The following is a 23,402-nucleotide window of genomic DNA, read 5'->3' on the forward strand; positions in this document are numbered from 1 at the left end:
TACGCGCCGTTCGTTCCCCCGGGCGAGGTTCGCCCCGACGGTCGCGGACCGACGGGCCGACGCGGGATGCGTCGACGCCCGGGCGGTGCGTACAGTTCCGGGTCGGACGTGGGGGGCCGGGTGGATCCGGTGCGGGAACGGAATGAGACAGCGGCGGCATGACGGCGGACAAGAGCACCGAGAACGGCCAGAACGGCATTGACCGCGATCGGCTGGAGACCTGCCTCAGCGTCTTCGAGGCGTTGGAGGACCTGCCTCCCGACCACCCCGACGTGGTGCGGGTGCAACGGGCCACGGCGAAGCTCTACAAGGTGATCAAGCAGCGGCGACGCGAGGAACGCCGCAACGCCGTCCTGGCGGCCGACCGGGCGGTGACGGCGGCCACCGCCACCGGCGCTCCCGGGCGGATCGACGACGAGACCCAGGGCATCCCGCTGGCCTCCCCCACCGTCGGCGCCACTGCCGGCTTCCTGCACACCCCGCGTGGCTGTTACGTCTGCAAGCAGCGCTACCGCGAGGTGGACGCCTTCTACCACCAGCTCTGTCCGCCCTGCGCCGCGCTCAACCGGGAGCGCCGCGACGCCCGCACCGACCTGAGCGGCCGGCGTGCGCTGCTCACCGGCGGCCGGGCCAAGATCGGCATGTACATCGCGCTGCGGCTGCTGCGCGACGGCGCGCACACGACGGTGACCACGCGGTTCCCGCACGACGCGGTCCGCCGGTTCGCCTCGATGCCCGACAGCGCCGACTGGCTGCACCGGCTGCGGGTCGTCGGCATCGACCTGCGCGATCCCGCCCAGGTGATCGCCCTCGCCGACTCGGTCAGCGACCAGGGACCGCTCGACATCCTGATCAACAACGCCGCGCAGACCGTCCGCCGCACTCCCGGGGCGTACGCGCCGCTCCTGGCCGCGGAGGCGGCGGCGCTGCCGGACGGTCCGCTGCCGGAGATCATCACGTTCGCCCCGTCGGCCGGCAGGAGCGACCCGGCCGGCAGCCTGACCGCCCCGGCGCGGCCGGCGCTCACCCCGCACGCGCTCACCGCGCTGGCGCTGACCGGCGGCTCCGCGTCGCCGGAGCGGGTCGCGGCAGCGAGCGCCATCGACGCCGGCGGTCTGGTGCCGGACCTCGAACCCGTCAACAGTTGGGTGCAGCGGGTGCACGAGGTGGACCCGGTCGAACTGCTCGAAGTGCAGCTGTGCAACGTGACCGCGCCGTTCGTGCTGGTCAGCAGGCTGCGACCGGCGATGGCCGCGGCGACCGCCCGCCGCAAGTACGTGGTGAACGTGTCGGCGATGGAGGGCCAGTTCGGCCGCGGCTACAAGGGGCCGGGGCACCCGCACACCAACATGGCCAAGGCCGCGCTGAACATGCTGACCCGGACCAGCGCGCAGGAGATGCTGGCCGACGGCATCCTCATGACCAGCGTCGACACCGGCTGGATCACCGACGAGCGGCCGCACCCGACGAAGATGCGGCTGGCGGACGCCGGCTTCCACGCCCCGCTGGACCTGGTGGACGGCGCAGCCCGGGTCTACGACCCGATCGTCCGCGGCGAGCAGGGCGAAGACCTGTACGGCTGCTTCCTGAAGGACTACGTGCCCTGCGCCTGGTGATCGGCGCGCGGCCTCACCGTCGGCCGCCGCGCCCCCCGGACCGCAGTGCCGGCTCGCTGTCGGCGAGGAAGCTCCGCAGCGTACGCGCCGGCCGCCCGGTGACGCGCTCGACGGTGTCGGTCACCTCCGCGAAGCCGCCGGCACGCACCCGCTCGAACGTCAGCGCGGAGAGGTCCCGTTCGAAGCCCTCGAGACCGGCGACAGCCTCCTCGATCGTCACGTCCCGGTGGGTCACGGGACGTCCCGCCGCGGCGGAGAGCAGTTCCGCGGTGTGCGGCAACGACAGCGCCTCCGGACCGGAGATCCGGTACGTCCGGCCGGCATGCCCGTCGTCGAGCAGCGCTCGCGCCGCGACCGCCGCGATGTCCCGGGCGTCGATCCAGGCCACCGTGGCGTCGCCGCTGGGAAACGGCAGCTCACCGGCGCCGGCGATCTGGTCGCGGTAGAAGCGCGGATCGGTGAGGACCTGCATGAACCAGCCCGGCCGCAGGACCGTCCAGGGGCGCCCGCTGTCGCGTACCGCCCGCTCGACACGCGGCGCCCAGCCGGCGGGGCCCGGGTGGTCGGGGCCCGGGTCGCCGCCGTCCTGGTCGGACAGCAGGACCACCCGGGTCCGGGTCGACGTCCCGGACAGCAACGCGGCGACGAGTTGTGGCGCGTCCGCGCGGTCCGGCCGGACCACGTACACGGCGTCGACGTCCGCGGCCGCCGCCGCCCATCCGGACGGCTCGTCCCACGAGAACGCGGTGGGATGAACCCCGTCGATGTCGACGGTGGACGGGTCGCTGCTGCCGCCGAGCACCTCGAGGCCCGGCCGCGCCCCGAGCAGTGCCGCCAGTGGTAGGCCGGTCTTGCCGCGAGCACCGGTCACCAGCACCCGTGTCACGTCGGCCTCGGCCGACTGCGAGCTCCGCACTGTGAACCACTCCCCTGTTCGGTGACTCGTGTTTTTCCCGCCTCCGGAGGACCGGCGGGTGCGCCGGTCCGGCGGGAGGCCGACCCGGCGCCCCCGTACCGCGTCATGGCGCTTCGGTCGTGACCCGTCAGGCCCTAGCTCCGAGGCAGCACGGTGACGGCCACGACGACGCTGTTGACGACCGTGGCCGTGACGGTACGGGTCACCGCCTCGGCCGCGGCGTCGGCACCCCAGTCGCCGCGCTCGAGCGCCTTGGCCCGCGTGATCACCTCTGACGTCCACGGGATCTCGCGGTGGAACTGCGGCAGTGTTCCGCTGGCCGAGAGCAGCGCCGCGAGCGCGGCGACCCGGGCTCGCGGCTCCGCACCCTCCACGAGAACCTGCCGAACGTCGGCGAGCAGGCGGGCCCGTCGTTCGGTCCTGCCGTCGCGCAGGGCCGTGGTCCGGAACAGGCCGAGCACCTTGCGCGGCACCTCGTCGATGTCACCACGGGCGACGAGCCGCTCCAACACCGGCTTGCGCAGGGCGGGACCGATCGCCGCGAGTGCGGTCTGCACTCCCCTCGGTTTCTCGGTGAGGTAGTTCCAGGCCGGGCGGAGGAGGTCGTCCGACGGTGGGTGACCCGCAACGCCGCTCACCCGCCCACGGTCCGCCGTGGTCAGGTGGTCGCCGAGCGCCAGATCCCCGAGGACCGCGCCACCGAGGACGTAGAAGAGGGTGTTCTCCCCCGCGATGGTCCCGGATGTGGGCTGGAACAGGAGCAGGAGGAGGTCTTCGACGAGGGTCGGGGCGTCCGACCGGGGCGCGGTGGTCATCGGCGGGGCTCCCAGCGGAAGAGGCGGGTGGCGAGGGCGACGGAGACGACGACCCAGCCGAGCGTGGGCGCGAGCAGGACCAGGGAGTCGGTCACGCCGACCCCGCCGTTCCAGGCGTTCATGGTCAGCTCGGTGGCCGCGCCGCCGGGCAGCAGCCGCTTGAGCCAGGCGAGGTTCTCCGTGCCGGAGATGCCGACCCAGGTGGCCATGGCGATCACACCGAGGGTAACGGGCAGGGTGGTGACCTGAGCGTGTTCCGGGGAGTTGGTCAGTCCGGCCGTGGCCAGGGCCAGGCCGACCATCATGGCCAGGGTCGCGAGGAACGCCACGACCAGCAGAGCGACGTCGGCCGGTCCGCCGGCGACCACGGCCAGGGCGGTCAGGACGGCGGTCACCTGCACCACAGCGAGGACGAGGACGGGCAGCAGCAGGCCGGCGAGGATGCCGGCGTCCCCCTCGGCGGTGGAGCGCAGTCTCTTGAGGAACAGGTTCTGCCGCCGGGAGGCCAGCGTGGTGACCGCGGTGGCGTAGAGCCCGAACGCGGTGATCGTGAACATCACGATCGCGGCGATGTAGCCGAGGCTGCCGAGGGCGGCATAGGTCTCGTGCTGGCGGACGAAGAACGCGCTGACGACCACCGGGATGATGAGGCTGGTGATCAGTACCAGCCGGTTGCGGAAGATCTGGATCAGCTCGCTTGCGGCGATGGACAACACGGGGGGACTCCTGTCGAGGTCGCGGCTCAGTTGCTGATGGCGCGGAAGACGTCGTCGAGGCGGGTCGGCCCGGCCTCCAGACCCTGCAGCTCGACGGCGTGGTCCTGGGCCCAACCGAGCAGGACGTGCAGGTCCTTCTGCAGTCCGAACGTCTCGACGACGACCTTCCCCTCGGCGTCGACCGCCGCCTGCAGCGGCAGCGCCGGCGCCCCGGCCGGGACGGAGAAGCGGATGACGGCCGGCAGGGTGCGGGTCAGTTCCGCCACCGTGCCCTCGCGGTGCAGGGTGCCCTGGTGCATCAGTCCGATGCGGTCGGCGCGCTGCTGCGCCTCCTCCAGGTAGTGGGTGGTGAGCACGATGGTGGCGCCGTTCTCGCGGAGCCGGTCCACGGTCGCCCAGACGGCGTCGCGGGACTGGATGTCCAGGCCCGTGGTCGGCTCGTCCAGGAAGATCAACTCTGGGGTGCCGTAGACGGCGGTGGCGAAGTCCAGCCGCCGCTTCTCCCCGCCGGAGAGCTGCGACACCTTGCGGCCGGCCCGCCCGGTGAGGTCGACCAGGTCGAGCACCCGGTCGACGTCGTCGCCGCGCCGGGTGAGCCGGCCGATGAGCCGGACGGACTCGCGAACCGTCAGGTCCGGGGAGAAACCACTCTCCTGGAGCATGACGCCCATCCGGGGACGGACCAGACGGCGGTCCTGCGGGCTGTGCCCGAGGACGCGGACGGTCCCGGAGGTCGGCCTCCGGTGTCCCTCGACGACTTCCAGGGTCGAGGTCTTCCCGGCACCGTTGGTGCCCAACAGCGCGTACAGCTCTCCGGGCCGTACCTCGAAGGAAAGGTCCTTGACGGCGTGGAAGTCACCGTACGTGAGGTTCAGCCGGTCGACTTCGATGACGGGTGAGGTGGACATGCACCCATGACAGCGCGGGCGCCGCCGACCCGTCAGTGGCGCGGTGTCATCACCGCATGTGACGTGGTGTCACTGGTCGCGACCCGCGGCTGCCGGATACTGGTGTGGTGACCGCGAGATCACCGCGCTTCACCGAGTCGACGCAGGGCAGGCTGCGCCGACTCAATCTCGTCACGTCACTACCGCCCGTGGTGTTCGCCGCCGCGGTCCTCCTCTACATCGACGCGCGCACCTGGTGGCACATCGTCATCCTGGCGCCGGGGGCGGTGGCGGCCGTGGTGGCCTTCGAGCGATGGACGGCCAACGACCTGGCCCGGGTGGCGGTGCCCTGCCTGGTCGTCGGGGCAGCGGTGTGGCCGCTGGGGGTCCTGGTGACCGGCAGTCCCAACGCCTACTGGGGGTTCTGCGCCGTGGGGTCCCTCGCCCTGCGGGAGGTCCGGCGGCACCGCGGGCCGGCGGTGGCCGGGCTGTTCTCCTACGTCGCCGTCGTCGGCGCGGCACGGCTGCTGGTGCAGCGGGACGACGTCGCTCACGTCCTGGTCACCTACGTCCTCGTCCCGACCGCCCTCACCGTCGTCGTGACGGCCTTCACGATCGTGGGCGAGCGGTTCTACGACCTCATCCGGGAACTCGAACAGACCCGGGAACGCGAGGCGGAACTGGCCGTCGTCCGGGAGCGCGTGCGATTCGCCAGCGACCTGCACGACATCCAGGGCCACACCCTGCACGTGGTCAAGTTGAAGATCGCCCTGGCCCAGCGACTGCTGCTCCGCGACACCGAGCGGGCCGAGGAGGAACTGCGCGAGACGTACGCGTTGGTCAGTGACACCATCACCCAGACCAAGGAACTCGCGTACGCCCAACGGCGGCTCAACCTGACCGCGGAGATCGAGAACGCGAAGAACCTGTTCGAGGCCGCCGGCATCCGGGTGCGGGTGACCCGGGAGGCCGAGGTCGACGCCCGCGTCAGCGAACTGCTCGGGCAGGTGCTGCGCGAGACCACCACCAACATCCTGCGCCACGCGCAGGCCACCCAGGTGCAGATCACGCTTGCCGGGTCGGGCATCACCATCGTCAACGACGGCGCGACCGCCGACACCCCACCGGAGCTCAGGGGACTGTCCGCGCTGCGGCAACGGCTGGCGGGTGACGGCGGTCAGCTGATCGTGGAGCAGCACGAGGGGCGCTTCCGGACGGCCGCGACGTTCCCGCCCGCCCGTGCCGCGGTGAAGCCACCGGCTCTGAAGGAGGACGGTCGATGACGACAATCGTGCTCGCCGACGACGAGGTGCTGCTCCGGACGGCCCTCGCCGCGCTGCTGCCCCTGGAGGGTGACATCACCGTTCTCGCCGAGGCGCAGGACGGGGAGACAGCCGTCGAGGCCACCCTGCGGCACCGGCCCGACGTCCTGGTCATCGACCTGGAGATGCCCGGCGTGGACGGCCTCGGCGCGGTCGCCGAGATCCGCCGAACGCGACCCGAGCAGGTGATCCTCATGCTGACCCGGCACGCCCGCCCCGGCGTGCTCCGCAAGGCCCTGAAACTTGGCGTCCAGGGCTTCATCAGCAAATCCGCCGAGCCGGCCCACATCACCTCCGTCATCGCCGCCCTGGACGCCGGTAAGCGCTGGATCGATCCCGACGTGTCGGCGCTCGCCGTCACCGACGACTCCCCCCTCACCGACCGCGAAGCCGACGTCCTCCGGGTCACCGGCGAGGGCTACTCGGTCACCGACATCGCCGCCCGACTGCACCTCGCGCCGGGAACCGTCCGCAACTACCTCTCCAACGCCATGCGTAAGACCCAGACCCGGACCCGCCACGAGGCCGCCCGGTACGCCCGCGAACACGACTGGTTGTAGCGAGGGACGTCCCTCGTCCGGCCTCCTGCCGTCGGTTCCATGCGTTCAGGTATAGGTTCGGCAGGTGGATGTGGTCGCTGCCTGCCGGGCCTTCGTCGCCGTCAGCGGTCGCGGCAGTTTCCCCTCCGGCGCCGCCGCGGCGGGCATTCCCCAGTCGGTCGCCGCGCTCACCGCCTCCCGGGTGCCCGCGGTCGCCCAGCCCGGCAGCAAGGCGACGATGGCCCAGGTTGCCCGTTCCCTGCACGACCACCTGCGCACGGGCGCCCTGTCCTGGTGGGGTTAGCCGGGGGTCGTGGGCCGGGTCCGCCGCTCACGCGACCGGACCAGCACCACCATGGCGATGTTGACGGCCGCCAGGATCAGCAGGGACGCGTCGCCGGAGTCGGTGGCGCGGTCGATCGCGTAGGGCTCGCCGTCGGCCAGCACCGTGCTGACGATCCCGAACAGGACGTTGTTGGCGACATGGAAGGCGACCGGCGCCTCGATGCCGCCGCTGATGATCGCCATCAGGCCGGTGCAGAGGCCGATGACGGTGAAGTAGCCGAACAGCCAGGGGTCGCTCGACCCGTGGAGCACGGCGAAGCCCAGGCTGGACACGACGAGCCCGACGGCCAGTGCCGGCCGGACCGCACGCACCCAGGACGCGGCGGCGGGCAATACGGCGCCGCGCCACAACAGCTCCTCGCCGGCGGACTGCAGCGGCGTACTGAGCACGGTGACCGCGAGCAGGCCGATCGTCGTGCCGGTGACACCGAAGGTGGTCCAGCCCGCGGAGTCCGGCGCCACCAGCGCCACGACGCCGATCCCCGCGCCCACAAGCACCGCGGCCACCACGAGGTAGTACGTCAGGCGGCGGGCGTCGAAGGCCCGGGGTGAGCTGATCAGGCTGCGCCACGGCACCCCGGCGATCCGCGCCAGGAGCAGGACCGCCACCACGCCGGACGCGCCGATGCTGAGGTTGACGGCCAGGGACTTCAGCGGCGTCATGGTGGGGGACATCGGGTCCTCGCTGCCCTCGACGGCGCCCACGAGCTGATAGAGCAGGACCTGGAGGACCAGCATCACCAGCGGCGGGACACCGATGACCACGAGCGGCTTCCACCAGCTCATCCGCAGGTGGGCCCCGAAGGGCCGGGAGCGGTCGACGGCCGGTCGGTGACGATGCGTCGGTTCGTCGGTTCGTGTGGCGTCCATGGGGTTCCTTCCAAGCGGAGTGGCATGCCCATTGCAGCGCTCGCCGGACGGCGCGGGCAGTGTCACCGCGTCACCGCCGCACCGTGACATTCGTGGTTCTCGGCGCCGGTGGTGTCGGTCCTGCCGGCGACCGGCGCGTTCACCGCGGCCTGCGCCCGCGCTGCCGTAGGGGCTGGCGCCGCACCGGCTGGTGGCGGCGCCGTCACAACGCGGCGATCGCGACCTCGGCCGCCCGGGCGATCAGGGCGTTGTCGTAGGCGGCGTCCTTCTGGTCGCGGCTGGACAGCACCGCGAGCACGATCGGCGCCCGGTCCGGTGGCCAGACCACCGCGATGTCGTTGCGGGTGCCGTAGCCGCCGGAACCGGTCTTGTCCCCGACGACCCAGCCGTCGGGCACACCGGCGCGGATCAGCTCGCCGCCCGTGGTGTTGCCCCGCAGCCAGCCGTTGAGGATGTCGCGGTCCGCGGGGTCGAGGGCGTCGCCGACGGCGTACGCCCGCAGGTCCTGAACCAGGGCCCGCGCGGTGCTGGTGTCCCTGCGGTCACCCGGGCGCGCCTCGTTGAGCGCGGTCTCGTACCGTGCGGGGTCGGTGACCCTGTCGCCGACGCCGCGCAGTTCCTTCTCGAACCTCTGCGGTCCGCCGAGCCGGCGCAGCAGCAGGTTACCGGCGGTGTTGTCGCTGTAGCGCACGGCCGCGTCGGCGATCGCGCGCAGCGTCATGCCGTCGGCGACGTGCTTCTCGGTGATCGGCGAGTAGGTGACCAGGTCGTCCGCCGAGTACCGCACCACCCGGTCCAGCTCGGCATCCGTGGTCTCGTCGAGGACCTCCGCGGCGGCCAGCGCCTTGAACGTCGAGGCGTACACGAACCGCTCGTCGGCCCGGTAGCCCACCGTCGTGCCGGTGCCGGTGTCGATCGCGTACACCCCCAGCCGCGCGTCGAACGTCTCCTCCAGTTGCCGGAACGCGCGGTCCCGGTCGGCCGCGGCGGACGCGGTGGCCGTCGCCGGACGGTCCGGCGTCGGCTGTTCGGCGGCATCGCCGGCATCGGCGGGACCGCAGGCGGCGAGGGCCACCGCTGACACCGCGGCCACCAGACGGTGTGGGGCGAGCACCATGATCACTCCTTGTCGATGTCGTGCGTCCGGCGCCGGACCGCGTCGGTTGGGCAGGACTCGACCCCGGCAGCGACCGGGCATGCGGTCGAAGACGGAATCGGCGGTGTTCATGCCGATCCGGCATCGCCGTGGTTGCGGGGCGGTTCCTGCCGGCCGTTCCCCCGCCAGGTGAGCTGAACGGCGATCCTCACCACCGCTCCCTCGGCACGGCGCGCGAAAGTCGATGGTCACCAGGCTCTCCGCGGTCTAGCGTGACCCGCCGTGCTCTCCAACGAACAGATCATCGAACAGGCACTGGATCGGATCGAGGCAGGGTACGTCTTTCCTGCGAAGGTCGTGGACATCGACGCCGCGATCCGGCGCCGTCTCGCGGCAGGCGAGTACGAGCACCTGGACGGGCCGGCGCTCTGCGAGACGGTGACCGCCCACCTTCAGGAGGTGTGCCCGGACAAGCACCTGCGGTTGCTGTGGACGTACCAGCCGCAGTCGCTGGACCCCGCGGACGAGGACGGGGGGCGAGCCGCGTTCCTCGCGCTGCTCAGGACCGAGAACCAGGGGATCCGCCGGGTCGAGCATCTGGACACCAACTGGGAGGGCGTCGGAGTGGTCCCCGATGTACCCGTCCCGGCGGACCAGGCACTCGACACGGCCCTCAAGGCAATCCGGAGCACCTCGGGCGGATAGGCATCGAGGCACGTGCCGGCGATGTTCGGGGCGAGGAGGAGTCCGGGCCGCCGCCCGGACTCCTCCGCGGCTCCACCGCCCTGGTGGAACAGGTCTCAGAAGCCGGCGGAGATCCGGCTGAACTCCCAGTCGCTCTGGGCGATGCCGCTGCAGTTGGACACCACGCCACCGCCGGCACAGCCCCGATCCCGGTTCACCGCCCAGAACGTGAATCGCGCGAGCCCGTTGCTCCTGGCGTAGTCCCGGATCCGCGTCCAGGTCTCCGGCGTGGTGACCTCCTGCTGGTCGGACAGGCCGTTCATGCCGGAGATGCCCATGTGGGCGTAGGCGGTCTGGTCGTTCCAGCCGAACGTGGACTTCAGCTGATTCTTCAGGCCTTCCGCGGCGTTGCGGGTGCTGGTGTACATGTCCGCGCCGCCGCCGAAGTCGAACGGCATGATGGTGAAGACATCCACGTTGGCGTTCAGCGCCCGGGCCTGGTTGATCAGCCGGACGCCGTGCACGTTGGGTCCGCTCGTGGTCGTACCGAAGGTCAGGATCGTGGTGACGCCCGGGTTGTTGCGCTTGATGATGCCCAGGGCGCTCACGATGCGGTCGGCGACCGTGTAGTTCTCGAACTCGTCGTAGTTCTCGATGTCGATGTCGATGGCCTTGAGCCCGAAGGTGTTGATGACCTTCTGGTACGCCCCGGCGAGGGCCTCCGGGGTGGCGCAGTTCGGGCCGAGCTTGTTGCCCTGCCAGCCGCCGATCGACGGGACGATGGTGGCGCCGGCGGCCTTGGCCTGGTTGATCCAGGACTCGTGGACGCCGCCGGTCAGGCCGCCCTCGCCGTCCCAGACCGGGTTGCAGCCGTTCGCCAGCACGAACGCGACGGTGAACGCGCGGACGCCCTGGCCGGTGATCGTCGAGGGCGCCGGCGGGTTGCCCCAGCCGGGGTAGACGTACGGCGCCGCCGCCATCCTGCCGGCCGGGGGCGGGTTGGTCGGGCCGGTGGGTGGCGGGGTGGTCGGGGTGGTGCCGCCGCAGGCGCCCTGGTCGGCCCAGACGTCCCACTGGCCGCTGTGCGTGGCCGGGTTCTCGTTCTGGGTCCACCACTTGGCCTGGTAGTTGACGCCCTGGTACGACGCCTGGCCGCCGCCGACGTACACGGCGGACGACGACCAGGCCGGGTAGCAGGCCGCGGCCGCGCTCGACGTGGTCATCGGGGCGATCGCGATGGCGGTGGCGGTGACCGTGACGGCGGCCAGGGACAGGATCTTCTGCCTGAGTTTCATGACACTCTCCTGCGGGGGTTCAGGGAAGGGTGTTGAGGTGGGGGCGGACGGTGTTGGCGAATCCGTTGCCGTTGGTGACGTCCCAGTTGACCGACCACGTCATGGCGCCACGGATTCCGGGGTAGGTGCGCGGCGGCTTCACGGAGCCGCAGTTGGTGCCCGTGGCGAGGCAGTCGAGGGCCTGGTTGACCACCGAGGGGTTGACGTAGCCGCCACCGGCTGCGCTCGGCGCGGCCGGCAGTCCGAGGGACACCTGGTCCGGCCGGAGCCCGTTCTCCAGCTGGATGCAGGCGAGCGCCACGAGGAAGTTGACCGATCCCTGGCCGTACGCGGCGTTGTTGTCGCAGCCGAGCATCGCACCGGAGTTGTAGAACTGGGTGTGGACGACGGTCAGGATGTCCTTGATGCTCAGCGCCAACTGGAAGTACTGGCTGCCGGTGCTCTGCATGTCGATGGTCTGCGGCGCCATCGTGATGATCAGGTTCGGGTTCGTCCGGTTGCGGATGTCACGCAGCGCCTGACCCAGGTACGTCGCGTTGACGCCGTTCTCCAGGTCGATGTCGACGCCGTCGAACCCGTAGCCGGCGATGAGGCCGACGATCGAGTTGGCGAAGTTCGTGGCGGCGCTGGAACTGGCGACCGAGATCGTGCCGCGCTCACCGCCGACCGAGATGATCACCTTCTTGCCGCGCGAGTGCAGGGTGGCGACGTCGTTCCTGAAGTCGGCGTCGGTGTAGCCGCCGAGTGAGGCGCTCAGGCCCGCGTCGATGCTGAAGGAGACCGCGCCGGGCGTGTTCGTCGCATCGACGAACGCGACCGCGATCAGGTCGTAGGTGGCCGGTACGTCGCGGAGCCGGATCTCCCGGGCCGGGTTGTCGAAGTTCTGCCAGTAGCCGGTGAGGAAGTGCTTCGGGAGCTGACCGTTGCCGGTCGGTGGGGGCGTGGTGGGCGGTGGAGTGGTCGGAGGTGGCGTGGTGGGCGGTGGCGTGGTGGGCGGTGGCGTGGTCGGCGGGGTGGAGCCGCCGCAGGCGCCCTGATTGGCCCAGACGTCCCACTGGCCGCTGTGCGTGGCCGGGTTCTCGTTCTGGGTCCACCACTTGGCCTGGTAGTTGACGCCCTGGTACGAAGCCTGGCCGCCGCCGACGTACACGGCGGACGACGACCAGGTGGGATAACAGGCGGCGGCCGCGGAGGCGGACGACGCCAGGTAGACGGTGGCAGCGCCGGCGGCCAGGACGGCGGCCAGGGCGAGGATGGCGGGGCGGCGCATGGGGTGGCCCTTCCGGATCGGGGCGGAACCGAGGGCCTTATTATTAGGACTGTTAACAGTAAAGGTCTAGAGTTAGACCACCTTGAATTTTTTGACGACGAATGAGGGGCCTGCGGGTGCCGGCCGCTCGGCGTGGTCAGAGGCCGGCGGCGGCGTCGTACCGGCGCCGCAGGTCGGCCATCTCCGATGCGGGCAACGCTTCCCTGAGTGCCAGGTCCTCGTACTTGTCGGGGAACATCTCCCGTAGCCGGTCGACGAACCTGACGTCGGCGGTCGCCTCGACCACCTCGACGCCGGGAGGCCGGGTGGTCATGTCCACGATCAGCGGACCGACGAGTTTGACCGCTCCGTCCCAATGGCGCTTCTGTTCGGCGACGCCACAGAGGTGGAAGCCGTAGACCGTCCGGACGTCGGCCAGTGTGGTGGCCCCGGTGGGCTCGTAGCCGTAGACATGGACTCCGCAGACGACCGCCTGCGCGGCCTGCTCTCCGGCCGGTCCCTGCGGGGCGGCGTGCCCGGCGTGGCCGTGATGTGTCGGGTCCGCCTGCTCGAGGGTCGTCCGCATCCGGGCCAGGATCTCTTGGCGGAGAACCGCCGGGTCCGCCCTCGGGGTGGTCGAGGTGACCAGGGCGGCGACACCGATCGACGCGGCCAGCAGGCACACCTCGATCCACACGAAGCCGCTTCGGCACCAGCCGCTGACGCGTACCCGGGAAATCATGGTCGTTCCTCACCTCGTCGCGGTTCCTGATGGTGGCGGAGAGCAGCGGACAGATCTCTGCCCGGAGGTCGGGTCCGTCCGCACTGCCGCCCCGCCGGCAGGGCCCTGCCGGCGGTGGGGTGGCGCGTGCCGCGCCACCCCACCGCCGATGCTGTTACCGGGCGGTGCAGGTGAGGGTGGGTGCGGAGTTGGTGCCGTTCCAGGAGGCGTTGAAGCCGAAGCTGGTGGTGGCGTTGGCGCTCAGGGAGCCGTTGTACGCGACGTTCGACGCGGTGACCGAAGAACCGCTCGAGGTGACTGTCGCGTTCCAGGAGTTGGTGATGCTCTGGCCGTTGGGCCAGGTCCATGCCACCGTCCATCCGGAGATGGCGGCGTTGCCGGCCCGGACGGTGACCTCGGCGCCGAATCCACCGGACCACTCGTTGGTCTTGCGGAAGGTGGCGGTGCAGGCACCGTTTCCGGCCGGCGGCGGCGTGGTGGGCGGCGGAGTCGTCGGCGGCGGGGTCGACGGCGGCGGCGTGGTGGGCGGCGGGGTCGTCGGCGGCGGGGTGCCGCCGCCGCCGAAGATCACGTCACTGCAGAGGTAGTACGGCTGGTCGAGGTGGGATGCCTGCCAGATGGTGTAGACGACGTGCCGCCCGGTGCGGTTGCCCGCGTTCACCTGCGCCTCGTAGAGCCCGGTGGTCGGGTAGCTGCCGGTACGGAGTACCAGGTCGAGACTGTTCCAGGTGAGGGGCTGGGTGGTCGGGTCGAAACCCTGCTTGGTGATGTAGATCAACATGTAGTCGGCGCCGTGCCGAGCGCCGTCGGTCAGCGTCAGGGTGAAGTTGTTCGGCATCGGCTTCGCGGTCCAGGCGCCGACCGCGTCGAGCGAGGCGTACAGGCCATTCTGGGTGCGACCGCCGCTGCACAACTGCCCGTCCGGCACGGCGGCCTGGTGGTTGCCGCCGACGTTCTCGCGGTACAGGCCGTTCCAGTTCCACATGGTGTTCGGGTTGGCCTGCCACGCCTGCCAGCACATCGGGTCGGTCTGGGCCATCGTGGGGTTGAGGTGGTCGGAACCCCAGCGCTCCCAACATCCGTAGTTGCGCGACGGCGGGTTGGTGACCGATCCGTGCGCCGAGGCCGGATCGGCCTGGTTGACGACGGCCATCGTGAACGAGGCGAGGAGAACCGCGACCGCGCCCAGTCCCAGACGGCGTGCTGTCCGTGAGATTTTCATCGATGCTCCAGTGGATGCGCCGGCGCCCAGTGGCCCTCGCTCGGTGCCCACCCCGGAGAAGGTGACGCCGATCGATTCAAGCCGTCCCAGAGGTGGACGGCACTGCTGCCCAGCAGCGCTTGGCGACTCCCAGCCACGATGTTAGTAAAGACGGCTGTCGATGTAAATCGACCACGGGCCGGGCGGCGCCGCCGGGCCACGCTCGGCAGACGGGCGCGACCCGGCCCGCAGCAGCAGCAGCAGCAGCAGCAGCAGCAGCAGCAGAGGATCGCCAACGGTGTGCTCGGGATGAGGGGTCGAGCGGTGCCGGCGTCGGGACCGGACAGCCGACTCGACGCCAGGGCCGTCCCACGGCTCGCGGGCGCGCTCTTCCGGGCTCTCGGCCGGCGGGTGCAAACGGTGCGCGCCGAAGCTGATCTCAGCGCGCACCGTGAGCCTCTTGGGTCGTGTCCGGTGATCGGCACGAACCGATGCCCAGCATGGCGCCCGAACGTCCCGGCACCGACCTGCTGGCGGATGCCGGTTGTCGGCGGGCTACAGGTTGTTGATCCGGGCCAGCAGCTCCGCCTCGGTCAGGTTTTCCAGAACCGCGTCCTGCTTGCGGCCCAGGACCGCCAGCAGCTTCTCCTTCTCCAGCTTCTTGGCCGCCGCCGCCTTCGCCGTCTGCTCCTCCGCGAGGCGGACGGCGATGACGTGCTTGACGACCTCCAACTTGGCCTCCCAGGTCGCCTTGGCCGGATTGGCCTCGGTGGCCACGAACGACTCGGTGTCGACGGCCTTGAGCTCGGCGTTGACCGCCTTGGCCACATCATCGAGGCTGAAGCCGGACTTGGCGGTCAGCGGAAGCTCCCACAACTGTTCCGTGGTCAGCAGTCCCTTGGCCGACGGATAGCGGAACTTCTCCCGCGTGGCCTTCTCGAAAATGGTCACGGCAGCCTCTCTGGAATATCTGGACAGGGAAGTCAGAACTGGATGCTGATGAGGCGGCGCCGGCCGCCGGTCATGGTCACCTTGGCGACCACAGAGCTGCGGACGGTGGAGCTGAAGCCGAGGCCGGACAGCTGATCCGGAGACGGCTCGCACTTGGTGCGGTCGCCGAGAACCTCGAACACCTTGCGGTGCGGTTGCAGGTCGGCGCGGAGGAACTCGTTGTAGATCCCGCGCGCCGGCTGGTCGTTCACGCACCCCTTCAGGATGAAGAAGTAGTGCCGGTTGCCGACCTCGTTGTCGTCGAAGTAGTTCGGCGAGTACATGATGGTGGACACCGGGACGAACTGTTCGGTGGTGATACCCCACACCTCCTTGCCCGCACTGCCCGGTTGTACGTCCTTGCCCGGCCGGAAAGCGGTGATCACCCCGCCGCCAACCGTCATCCGGCCCACCTCGACGGTCTCCTTGTGGCCGAGGGCGCGCTCGTGGCGGTAATGCTCGATCCTCCCGTTGCTCTCGGTCTCGATCACGAAGCCGACCTGGGTGCTGTCCCGCCTGCGGTACTGGTTCACCTCGATCCGGTACTCACCGTCCGGGACACGGTCGGTCCAGGTGACGTTCTCCACCGGCTCGCGGGAGAGCGCCCCGCCGGCGTTCATGTCGACGTCCAGCTTGTTGCGCTTCTCCTGGTACCAGATGTGGTCGCCGTTGGGCTCGAACACGTGCAGGTCGAGGTCGTCGTGGTTGAACCAGGACAGGCTCACCCGCAGCTTGCCGGTGACGTTGCCGCCGGCCCGCTTCACCTTCTCCCTGATCGAGTCGGTGACGTTGCCGCCGTACGACCAGGCGAAATCGTTGTCCCACCTGAACAGCCGCGGCGCAGCCGGGTGCCGGGCGGTCGTGAGACTGACGAAGTGCGGCTCGTGGGTGTTGGCGACCCACAGGTCGATGCTGGTGGCGCCGGGCAGAATGTCCTTCATGAAGGAGACCACGGGGATCTCCTCCGGTTCCGCGTCACGAAGGCGCGCACCTGCCGACTTCACGGTGGTCGCCCGCATGAGCAGACCTTCGATGCCGTCCTTCATCCGCGGCTGTGTGTCGTTGTCGACCCACAGCACGTTGGTGACCGACACGTCGGACAACCGGGCGAGGCGTCGCTGCAACGAGTCCTCGATGCCCAACTCGTCAATGGTCTTCATGGCGGCCTTGACCATGGCCGGGGTGATCAACGCCGTGGGGCGCTGGTAGTTCTGCGGCGCCACCTTCGTCTCGAAGGACCGGACCGCCTGCTCCAGGTCGACGCCCGCGGAGAGATCCTGGACGAGGGTGCCGATCACCGTGTTGCGGAGGCGTGCCGCCGGGTTCATGGCGTTGGCGAAGACGAAGGCCCGTCCGTCGGTCGCCGTCGTCCACCGGTTCTGCAGCGACCGGAACTCGGTCACCGCCCGACGATGCTCCGCGCCCCGGTAGAGGGCGTTGTCGTCGATCAGGTCAACGACGGTGTCCAGGGCGTGCGGGGTCAGCTCGGCCAGGCCACGCCGGAAGACCTGCACCGCGGCGTCGAAGGTGCCCTGTGCCGCGCCGACGTCTTCGACGCGATGCCGCTTCTCCACCCGGCCGTGCAGGTGGTGCCACACCTCGACCTGGCCGTCGCGCAGCGTCCGGGTGGTCTTCGTCCCGTACTGCGCCTGGGTGGACCGGAAGAGGGTGGACAACGGCAGCGACAGCACGAACTCGTCCAGAGCGGCGGCGACGACGGAGAAGACCGGGTCGGCTGCCGACACCCCGGACCAGACGCTACGGACCCGCCCGTCGTGGATCTCGACGACGTTGCCGAAGTGCTTGATGAAACCGCGGCAGGTCGAGCAGTCGTACTCGGACCGCTCACGGAACCGCAGATTGGTGCCGGCGGGGAAGGAGTCGAGAAACGTGAGCCAGAGCGAGTCCCGGTCGAGACCGTCGCCGACGGTGTACAACTCGCCCCTGGACATGATGGACAGACGCGACGTCACATCCGTCACGAACTGCTGGAAATCCTCCACCGTTTCATCCCCCTCGATCGCCGGAGATCCTACGGAGAGATCGCCCGTCGGAGAAACGCGTTTCTGGCTCTCCGCACGGTCGTAGACGCCCTGCCGGACGTCTTCGACGGCCCGCAGCGGGGGTGGCACAGGAGAGTTAACTCGTAGGTTTGCCGCGACCCGGCGGATCGCGACAGGCGAGGCTCAGCTCGTCGCGCGAGTGCGTCGCGCCGCGACGTAGCGGCGCATCTTCTCGGACGTGCCGCAGTCGTCCATGCTGCACCAGCGGCGACTGCGGTTCTTGCTCTCGTCGTTGAAGATGAAGCGACAGCCGGCGCATCCCTTGATCCGGTCCAGCGCGCCTGTGGTGAGGAGCTGCACCGCCGCGTGCACCACCGGCCGCCGCGGCCGGGCAAGTGTCTGGTCGTCTCGCCAGGTCCATCCGAACGTAGGCCCTTGCTCGAGTCGCGCGTGACCGAGCGCGTCCGCTTCGTCGTCTCGCAGACGGGCCAGCACGGACGGGTCCGGGCTGCGATCAGCGGCCACTGCCCGGAACACATCGTCGAGGTCGTCGCGGATTCGCAGCGATCGGGCGAAGGCGGTCCGGGAGCCGGCCGGGTCATCGTGTGACAGCCGGCGCAAGGCCTCCGCCGCCGGCTCGCCGAGCGCACCCGCGTACACGCTCCAGGCAACGAGCTCGGGGTAGCCGGTCAGCACGTCGTCGTCCGGCGGTCCGACGGGCGGACCGGTACGGGTGTTGATGAAGTCCAGCGCCAGATTGCCGCCTACCAGGCGCATCCGCGTCACGCCCTCGACTGTTCCCATCGAAACTCACTTTACCAGTTGACCTGCATCGAAGGACGCCACTAGCATGTTTCCACCGTAAGAGCTTTTGCAGGAAACTGGGGGTCGGATGACACGCGGACGGGCAGCGGGGGCGCTGATCGGCTTGTCCGGCGGGACGTTCCTCTACACCACCGCCGAGGCGCTGCCGATCGGGCTGCTGCTCCCGATGGCGGGGGACCTGGCCGTCTCGCCGTCGCAGGTGGGCATGCTCGTCACCGCCTACGGCGCGGTGGTGATGGTCGCCTCGGTCCCGTTGACGGCGCTGGTCCGCAGGGTTCCTCGCCGCCGGCTGCTGTCGGCGCTCCTGGCCGGCTTCGTCCTCAGCACCGCCGTCACGACGAGCACCTTCGCGCTGCTCCTGGTCGCCAGGATGGTCACCGCGACGACCCATGCGCTGTTCTGGGCCGTGGTGGTGCCGGCTGCGGCCGAGCTGTTCCGACCCGCACTGCGCGGGCGGGTCGTCGCGGTCGTGTTCGCCGGTGGCACCGTCGCGTTGGCCCTGGGAGTGCCCGCGGGCACCTGGCTGGGCGACCGCGCCGGGTGGCGCGCATCGTTCCTGGCGGTAGCCGGGCTCGGCGCGGTGGTGCTCGTCGTGGTGGCCGCGCTGCTGCCCTCGACGCGGCCGGAAGACGGACACGCCGCCCGAGGTGCGACGCCCGACGCCCGACGCTTCTGGCTGTTGGTGGCGATGGCCGTCCTGGCGACCGCCGGCGCCATCGCCGCCTACACCTACGTCGCCCTCTTCGTCACCGAGGTCACCGGACTCTCCGCCGCGTCGGTCGGTGCCGTCCTGTTCGCGCGTGGCATCGCCAGCGTGCTCGGCATCCTCGCCATCGGCGCGCTGCTGGAACGCAGCCCGTGGCTCGCTCTCCTCACGACCGTCGCACTGCAATCGGCAGCCCTGCTCGGCCTGTACACGTTCGGCCAACGGCCGTCGGTGTCAGTCGGACTGATCGCCCTGGCCGGACTGGCATTCGCCGCGTTCACCGCGACGCTCGGCGGCCTCGTTCTCCAGGTCGCCCCCGGTCGCTCCGACCTCGCCGCCGCCGCGGTCTCCGCCGCAGTCAACGTCGGCATCACCGCCGGCGCGTTCGTCGGCGGCGTGGCCCTGCCGAGCCACGGTGTGCGCGCCACGGTGCTGATCGGCGCCCTGCTCGGCGTAGCCGCCCTGGTGCTGGCTCTCGGCGAACGACTCATCCGGCCCGCGCTGCGCCTCAGCCGCGGTGCGGACTCTCGTCACGCAAGCGCCGGTGTCGGCACATCGAGCTCCTCGGCCAGCCGGCGGACCCGCGTCTAGACAGGGCTACCGGCACCGCCGCAGGAAGGTTGCCGAAGGGCAGTTCGGCGGCAAACCTGGCGTTCCCCTCGACGCTACCCAACTTCGAGGCACGTCCGTCGGGCCACTGACCTGACCGCGGACGCCGGCTGTGAGAAGCGGGATGTCCGGTGCGGTTGACCGAGTACCGGCCCGTCACACACGGTGAGCCTCCGTGTCTGCTGGTCCGGCTCACCCTGGATAGGGAACGGACCTCGTGGGTAGCTCCCCGGGATGGTGTGGAAGAACCCCGCGGACCTGCTCCGCCTGTTCGTGGTCGCGTTGCTCGTCTACCCGGTGCTGGTGGTGATCCTGCGGGTGTCCGGGAAGCGGACGCTGTCGAAGCTCAACGCGTTCGACTTCGTGGTCACGGTGGCTCTGGGCTCGACGCTGGCCACGATCCTGCTGTCCCGGGATGTGTCGCTGGTCGAGGGGATCCTCGCGTTGGCCCTGCTGGTCGCCCTGCAGTACGGGGCCGCGCTGCTGGCGGTCCGCTGGCCGCCGTCGCAGCGGCTGCTCAAGGCCCGGCCGACCCTGCTGCTGCGGGACGGGCAACTTCGGTACGAGACCATGCGCAGCGTCCGGGTGGCGGAGAGCGAGATCCGGCAGGCCGCCCGTAGTCAGGGCACCGGGGACCTCGGTGACCTCGCCGCGGTGGTGCTGGAGACCGACGGAACCCTCAGCATCATCACCCGCAGCCGGTTCGGCGACGGCAGCAGCCTCGCCGACGTGCCCGACGCGGCGCCGCGGCCCGGCGGGTGACCGCTCGTTTCGGCGGATGTCGCGGGGAACGCCAGGACCATGCGCAAACGGACAGGGTGGGCGCGATGAGCAGCGGCGGGTACGACGCGGTCGTCGCCGGCGCGGGACACAACGGGCTGGTGGCCGCCACCCTGTTGGCCGACGCCGGACCTGACCGTCGGCCGCGCGCCGCGTCGGGCGTTCCTGGCGTTCCTGTTGCGCGGGCAGATGACCACGGCCGACGCCACCCGCTCGCCGGCGGGTACGGAGGTGGCGCGGTCGGTGGCCCCGGGACGACCAGCGACGGCTGATCAGGTGCGGCGCCAGGCGAGGACGCCGGCGGCCGTCCCGAGCACCCCGGCGGCCACGCCCACCCGGTGTCGGGAGAGCCATGCCTGTGGGCTGTGGCCGTGCGCCCGGGAGGAGAAGTCGCCCCGCGCGCCGTAGTCGTGACCGCCGGGCCCGTCGAGGGGGTGCCAGAGGTTGTTCGGCCGGTCGTGATCGGCGGGGCGGCCGGTCTGCTGGGACCGGTAGCCGGTGCGGGCGAGGTAGCGGTCGAGCAGCCCGGGCGCGACGCGATTGCCGAGGATGGTCAGGACGGTGGAGGCTCCGACCCAGTACTCGCGGCGGCGGGGCCGGTCCGCCGCGCCGACGATCGCGCGCGCGGCCACCTCCGGCTCGTAGATCGGCGGCACCGGCTCGGCGTGTCGGGGCAGTCGGGACAGCAGCCAGTCGAACTGCGGGGTGTTCACCGCCGGCAGGTGCACCATGGTCACCGTGACGTTGCTGCGCTCGTGCAGCAGCTCGCAGCGCAGCGACTCGGTGAAACCGACGATCGCGTGTTTCGCCCCGCAGTACGCCGCCTGCAGGGGAATGCCCCGGTAGGCCAGCGCGGACCCGACCTGGACGATGGTGCCCCGGTCGCGGGGGGTCATGTGGGACAGCGCGACGCGGGTGCCGTGCACGTAGCCGAGGTAGGTGACCTCCATGGCGCGGCGGAACTCCTCCGGCCGGGTCTGCTGGAACGGCGCGAAGACCGAGCTGAACGCGTCGTTGATCCACAGGTCGATGGGGCCCAGCTCCGCCTCGATCCGCCGGCCGGCGTCGACGACCTGGTCGTAATCGGCCATGTCGATCTCGATCGGCAGGGCCCGGCTGCCGGCGGCGCGTACCTCCTCGGCGGCGGCGTCGAGCCCGACGCGCCCGCGGGCCAGCAGCGCGATGGCGATCCCGCGCCGGGCCAGCAGCCGTACCGTGGCCCGGCCGACTCCCGCGCTGGCGCCGGTCACCACCGCCACCTTGACGTCCTGCCGCCGCATGCCCATCTCGTCTCCTGTCGTCGTGTCCTGCTCCCCGCACTACCCGTCGCCGGTCGACCCAGTCACCTCGACGCGTCTGATTCGCGCGGCTGCGACGTGTCAGCGCGGGACGGACGGGTACCGCACGCCACGGACGCCGAGGGAAGGGACGACAGCCCATGGACCAGCCGGCCCCCGGCACCACGCCGGCAGTGCTGCGGGACTACGCGCTGCTCGCCGACGGGCAGCGGGGCGCGCTTGTCGGCCCGGGCGGGGACGTCGCCTGGCTGTGCGCGCCCGGCTGGTCCGACCCGGCGGTGTTCAGCGCGCTGCTCGGCGGTGCCGGCCGGTTCCTGGTCGCGCCGGCGGCGGACCGGTTCGTCTGGGGCGGGCACTACGAGCCCGGCTCGCTGATCTGGCGCAGCCGGTGGGTCACCGGCGACGGGATCGTGGAGTCCCGGGAGGCGCTGGTCTTCCCCGGGGAGGCGGGCCGGTTGGTGCTGTTGCGCCAGGTCCGCGCGTTGCAGCAGCCGGCGCGGGTGCGGGTGGTGCTGGACCCGCGGGCCGGCTTCGGCCGGGAGCCGGTGCGGGACGTGACCCGCGACGGCGAGCGGTGGCTGGCCCGTACCGGTGGGCTGCACCTGCGGTTGCAGGGTGGCGGCCGACTGCGCCGGGACCGGCAGGGCTTCCTGGCCGGTGAGCTGACGGTCCCGGCGGGCGGCCGGCACGACCTGGTGCTGGAGCTGGCCGCCGGCCCGCTCGACCAGCCGTGCGAGGCCCCCGGGGAGCTGTGGCGCACCACTGAGCACCACTGGGCGTCGGCGGTCCCGACGCTGTCCGGGCCGGCCGCCCGGGACGCCACGCTCGCCTACGCGGTGCTGCGCGGGATGACCCGCCCCGGTGGCGGCATGGTCGCGGCCACCACCACCGCCCTGCCCGAGCGGGCGTTGGCGGGACGCAACTACGACTACCGGTACGCGTGGATCCGCGACCAGTCCTTCGCCGGCCAGGCCGCCGCGCTGGTCGGGCGGTACGACCTGCTCGACGACGCCGTCGCCTTCCTGACCGATCGGGTGCTGGCCGACGGGGACGGGCTCGCGCCGGCGTACACGGTCGGCGGGGATCCGGTGCCGCGGGAGCAGCCGTTGGACGGCCTGCCCGGATATCCGGGCGCGGGTGCCCGCACCGGCAACTGGGTACGCGGCCAGTTCCAGCTCGACGCGTTCGGCGAGGTCCTGATGGTGCTGGCGGCCGCGCAGCACCGCGACCGGCTCGACAGTGACGGCCGGCGCGCGATGCGGGTGGCCGCCGAGGTGATCGAGCGACGCTGGGCGGAGCCGGACGCCGGGATCTGGGAGTTGCCGCCCCGGCAGTGGACGCACTCGAAGCTGACGTGTGTGGCGGGGCTGCGGGCGGCGGCGCGTGCCGCGACGGCGCGCCCGGCCGCGCGCTGGTCGGCGCTGGCCGACCGGATCCTGGCCGACGCCGCCGCGCACGGGTTGGCGGCGGACGGGCACTGGCGCCGCGCGTACGACGACGACCGGGTCGACGCCGCGCTGCTGCTGCCGGGCATCCGCGGGGCGCTCCCGCCGCGGGACCCGCGCACCGACCGGACCCGCCAGGCGGTCGTCGCCGAGCTGGCCGAGGACGGCTATCTCTACCGGTTCCGTCCGGACCGGCGGCCGCTCGGCGACGCCGAGGGCGCGTTCCTGCTGTGCGGGTTCGCCGCGGCGCTGTCCGCGTGGCAGGCCGGCGACACGGTGGGCGCCAACCGGTGGTTCGAACGCAACCGGGCCGCCTGCGGCCCTCCGGGCCTCTACACCGAGGAGTACGACGTGCGGCAGCGTCAGCTCCGCGGCAACCTGCCCCAGGGCTTCGTGCACGCGCTGATGCTGGAGGCCGCCGTGACGCTCGGCCAGGTCGAGCCCTGCCGTTGA

22 protein-coding genes and 1 pseudogene are annotated in these 23,402 nt (G+C 71.3%); 8 read left to right on the forward strand and 15 right to left on the reverse strand.

Annotated elements, in window-relative coordinates; all coding sequences use genetic code 11:
* Positions 1–158 precede the first annotated feature (158 nt).
* A complete protein-coding gene (locus O7600_RS07280) occupies positions 159–1,616 on the forward strand; it encodes an SDR family NAD(P)-dependent oxidoreductase (RefSeq protein ID WP_281592918.1) in 1,458 nt (485 codons plus the stop codon).
* A gap of 13 nt (positions 1,617–1,629) precedes the next feature.
* Here the strand turns inward: O7600_RS07280 and O7600_RS07285 are convergent, their stop codons facing one another.
* The 4 genes from O7600_RS07285 to O7600_RS07300 form a co-directional block, all read right to left on the reverse strand.
* Positions 1,630–2,532: an NAD(P)H-binding protein gene (locus O7600_RS07285; RefSeq protein ID WP_281592919.1), complete on the reverse strand. Its 903-nt coding sequence runs from the start codon at positions 2,530–2,532 to the stop codon at positions 1,630–1,632.
* 134 nt (positions 2,533–2,666) lie between these two features.
* Positions 2,667–3,347, reverse strand: coding sequence for a GPP34 family phosphoprotein (locus tag O7600_RS07290; RefSeq protein ID WP_281592920.1), 681 nt, complete (start codon positions 3,345–3,347; stop codon positions 2,667–2,669).
* Positions 3,344–4,063, reverse strand: a complete 720-nt coding sequence (locus O7600_RS07295) for an ABC transporter permease (protein WP_281592921.1) — start codon at positions 4,061–4,063, stop codon at positions 3,344–3,346. Before O7600_RS07295 ends, O7600_RS07290 begins: the two co-directional genes overlap by 4 nt.
* Positions 4,064–4,089: 26 nt before the next feature.
* Positions 4,090–4,971 carry an ABC transporter ATP-binding protein gene (locus O7600_RS07300; protein ID WP_281592922.1) on the reverse strand — a complete coding sequence of 294 codons (882 nt, stop codon included), beginning with the start codon at positions 4,969–4,971 and terminating at the stop codon, positions 4,090–4,092.
* Positions 4,972–5,078: 107 nt separating this feature from the next.
* Between O7600_RS07300 and O7600_RS07305 the strand changes: the two genes are divergently transcribed.
* From O7600_RS07305 to O7600_RS07315, 3 genes and pseudogenes are all read left to right on the forward strand, one after another.
* Positions 5,079–6,233, forward strand: a complete 1,155-nt coding sequence (locus tag O7600_RS07305) for a histidine kinase (RefSeq protein WP_281592923.1) — start codon at positions 5,079–5,081, stop codon at positions 6,231–6,233.
* The gene (locus tag O7600_RS07310) at positions 6,230–6,832 is read left to right on the forward strand and encodes a response regulator transcription factor (RefSeq protein WP_281592924.1); all 603 of its coding nucleotides are present in this window, start codon (positions 6,230–6,232) and stop codon (positions 6,830–6,832) included. The genes O7600_RS07305 and O7600_RS07310 overlap by 4 nt, the downstream gene beginning before the upstream one ends.
* Before the next feature lie 64 nt (positions 6,833–6,896).
* A pseudogene (locus O7600_RS07315) lies at positions 6,897–7,031 on the forward strand (LysR family transcriptional regulator); the annotation flags it as partial.
* Positions 7,032–7,111: 80 nt separating this feature from the next.
* Here the strand turns inward: O7600_RS07315 and O7600_RS07320 are convergent.
* Both O7600_RS07320 and bla read right to left on the reverse strand, forming a co-directional pair.
* Positions 7,112–8,026 (reverse strand): CPBP family intramembrane glutamic endopeptidase, encoded by a 915-nt coding sequence (locus O7600_RS07320; RefSeq protein WP_281592925.1) that lies wholly within the window; start codon positions 8,024–8,026, stop codon positions 7,112–7,114.
* Positions 8,027–8,228: 202 nt separating this feature from the next.
* Positions 8,229–9,143: a class A beta-lactamase gene (bla, locus tag O7600_RS07325; RefSeq protein ID WP_281592926.1), complete on the reverse strand. Its 915-nt coding sequence runs from the start codon at positions 9,141–9,143 to the stop codon at positions 8,229–8,231.
* A 261-nt stretch (positions 9,144–9,404) separates the two neighbouring features.
* On the opposite strand from bla, the gene O7600_RS07330 reads away from it, so the two are divergent.
* Positions 9,405–9,827 carry a hypothetical protein gene (locus tag O7600_RS07330; protein ID WP_281592927.1) on the forward strand — a complete coding sequence of 141 codons (423 nt, stop codon included), beginning with the start codon at positions 9,405–9,407 and terminating at the stop codon, positions 9,825–9,827.
* A 95-nt stretch (positions 9,828–9,922) separates the two neighbouring features.
* On the opposite strand, the gene O7600_RS07335 is transcribed toward O7600_RS07330, so the two are convergent.
* The 8 genes from O7600_RS07335 to O7600_RS07370 form a co-directional block, all read right to left on the reverse strand.
* Positions 9,923–11,101 (reverse strand): glycosyl hydrolase family 18 protein, encoded by a 1,179-nt coding sequence (locus tag O7600_RS07335; protein ID WP_281592928.1) that lies wholly within the window; start codon positions 11,099–11,101, stop codon positions 9,923–9,925.
* 19 nt (positions 11,102–11,120) lie between these two features.
* On the reverse strand, positions 11,121–12,371 hold the full coding sequence (locus tag O7600_RS07340) for a glycosyl hydrolase family 18 protein (RefSeq protein WP_281592929.1): 1,251 nt from the start codon (positions 12,369–12,371) through the stop codon (positions 11,121–11,123).
* A gap of 136 nt (positions 12,372–12,507) precedes the next feature.
* Complete coding sequence (locus O7600_RS07345) at positions 12,508–13,092, reverse strand: hypothetical protein (RefSeq protein WP_281592930.1); 585 nt, start codon at positions 13,090–13,092, stop codon at positions 12,508–12,510.
* 154 nt (positions 13,093–13,246) lie between these two features.
* Entirely contained in the window at positions 13,247–14,314 is a 1,068-nt protein-coding gene (locus tag O7600_RS07350) for a lytic polysaccharide monooxygenase (protein ID WP_281592931.1), read from the reverse strand.
* A gap of 141 nt (positions 14,315–14,455) precedes the next feature.
* Positions 14,456–14,743, reverse strand: a complete 288-nt coding sequence (locus O7600_RS07355; protein ID WP_281592932.1) for a hypothetical protein — start codon at positions 14,741–14,743, stop codon at positions 14,456–14,458.
* Positions 14,744–14,848: 105 nt separating this feature from the next.
* A complete protein-coding gene (locus tag O7600_RS07360) occupies positions 14,849–15,244 on the reverse strand; it encodes a hypothetical protein (protein WP_281592934.1) in 396 nt (131 codons plus the stop codon).
* A gap of 32 nt (positions 15,245–15,276) precedes the next feature.
* Positions 15,277–17,286, reverse strand: coding sequence for a hypothetical protein (locus O7600_RS07365; RefSeq protein ID WP_281592935.1), 2,010 nt, complete (start codon positions 17,284–17,286; stop codon positions 15,277–15,279).
* Between the two features lie 183 nt (positions 17,287–17,469).
* Positions 17,470–18,090: an ABATE domain-containing protein gene (locus O7600_RS07370; protein ID WP_281592936.1), complete on the reverse strand. Its 621-nt coding sequence runs from the start codon at positions 18,088–18,090 to the stop codon at positions 17,470–17,472.
* Positions 18,091–18,178: 88 nt separating this feature from the next.
* Here O7600_RS07370 and O7600_RS07375 point away from each other — a divergent pair, with 88 nt between their 5' ends.
* Complete coding sequence (locus O7600_RS07375) at positions 18,179–19,408, forward strand: MFS transporter (RefSeq protein WP_281592937.1); 1,230 nt, start codon at positions 18,179–18,181, stop codon at positions 19,406–19,408.
* A 252-nt stretch (positions 19,409–19,660) separates the two neighbouring features.
* Positions 19,661–20,188, forward strand: a complete 528-nt coding sequence (locus tag O7600_RS07380) for a YetF domain-containing protein (protein WP_281592938.1) — start codon at positions 19,661–19,663, stop codon at positions 20,186–20,188.
* A 290-nt stretch (positions 20,189–20,478) separates the two neighbouring features.
* On the opposite strand, the gene O7600_RS07385 is transcribed toward O7600_RS07380, so the two are convergent.
* Positions 20,479–21,492 carry an SDR family oxidoreductase gene (locus O7600_RS07385; RefSeq protein WP_281592939.1) on the reverse strand — a complete coding sequence of 338 codons (1,014 nt, stop codon included), beginning with the start codon at positions 21,490–21,492 and terminating at the stop codon, positions 20,479–20,481.
* 152 nt (positions 21,493–21,644) lie between these two features.
* Between O7600_RS07385 and O7600_RS07390 the strand changes: the two genes are divergently transcribed.
* Positions 21,645–23,402 carry a glycoside hydrolase family 15 protein gene (locus O7600_RS07390; protein ID WP_281592940.1) on the forward strand — a complete coding sequence of 586 codons (1,758 nt, stop codon included), beginning with the start codon at positions 21,645–21,647 and terminating at the stop codon, positions 23,400–23,402.

The organism is Micromonospora sp. WMMA1998 (assembly GCF_027497375.1).
In the GTDB taxonomy this organism is placed as follows: Bacteria; Actinomycetota; Actinomycetes; order Mycobacteriales; family Micromonosporaceae; genus Micromonospora; species Micromonospora sediminicola.

Bases quoted from the DNA above. Each gene is read 5' to 3' on its own strand.
- O7600_RS07310 (WP_281592924.1), top strand. From the start codon at position 6,230: ATGACGACAATCGTGCTCGCCGACGACGAGGTGCTGCTCCGGACGGCC.
- O7600_RS07340 (WP_281592929.1), bottom strand. From the start codon at position 12,371: ATGCGCCGCCCCGCCATCCTCGCCCTGGCCGCCGTCCTGGCCGCCGGC.
- O7600_RS07290 (WP_281592920.1), bottom strand. From the start codon at position 3,347: ATGACCACCGCGCCCCGGTCGGACGCCCCGACCCTCGTCGAAGACCTC.
- O7600_RS07385 (WP_281592939.1), bottom strand. From the start codon at position 21,492: ATGGGCATGCGGCGGCAGGACGTCAAGGTGGCGGTGGTGACCGGCGCC.
- O7600_RS07320 (WP_281592925.1), bottom strand. From the start codon at position 8,026: ATGGACGCCACACGAACCGACGAACCGACGCATCGTCACCGACCGGCC.
- O7600_RS07280 (WP_281592918.1), top strand. From the start codon at position 159: ATGACGGCGGACAAGAGCACCGAGAACGGCCAGAACGGCATTGACCGC.
- bla (WP_281592926.1), bottom strand. From the start codon at position 9,143: ATGGTGCTCGCCCCACACCGTCTGGTGGCCGCGGTGTCAGCGGTGGCC.
- O7600_RS07370 (WP_281592936.1), bottom strand. From the start codon at position 18,090: ATGGGAACAGTCGAGGGCGTGACGCGGATGCGCCTGGTAGGCGGCAAT.
- O7600_RS07345 (WP_281592930.1), bottom strand. From the start codon at position 13,092: ATGATTTCCCGGGTACGCGTCAGCGGCTGGTGCCGAAGCGGCTTCGTG.
- O7600_RS07390 (WP_281592940.1), top strand. From the start codon at position 21,645: ATGGACCAGCCGGCCCCCGGCACCACGCCGGCAGTGCTGCGGGACTAC.
- O7600_RS07300 (WP_281592922.1), bottom strand. From the start codon at position 4,971: ATGTCCACCTCACCCGTCATCGAAGTCGACCGGCTGAACCTCACGTAC.
- O7600_RS07375 (WP_281592937.1), top strand. From the start codon at position 18,179: ATGACACGCGGACGGGCAGCGGGGGCGCTGATCGGCTTGTCCGGCGGG.
- O7600_RS07335 (WP_281592928.1), bottom strand. From the start codon at position 11,101: ATGAAACTCAGGCAGAAGATCCTGTCCCTGGCCGCCGTCACGGTCACC.
- O7600_RS07380 (WP_281592938.1), top strand. From the start codon at position 19,661: ATGGTGTGGAAGAACCCCGCGGACCTGCTCCGCCTGTTCGTGGTCGCG.
- O7600_RS07350 (WP_281592931.1), bottom strand. From the start codon at position 14,314: ATGAAAATCTCACGGACAGCACGCCGTCTGGGACTGGGCGCGGTCGCG.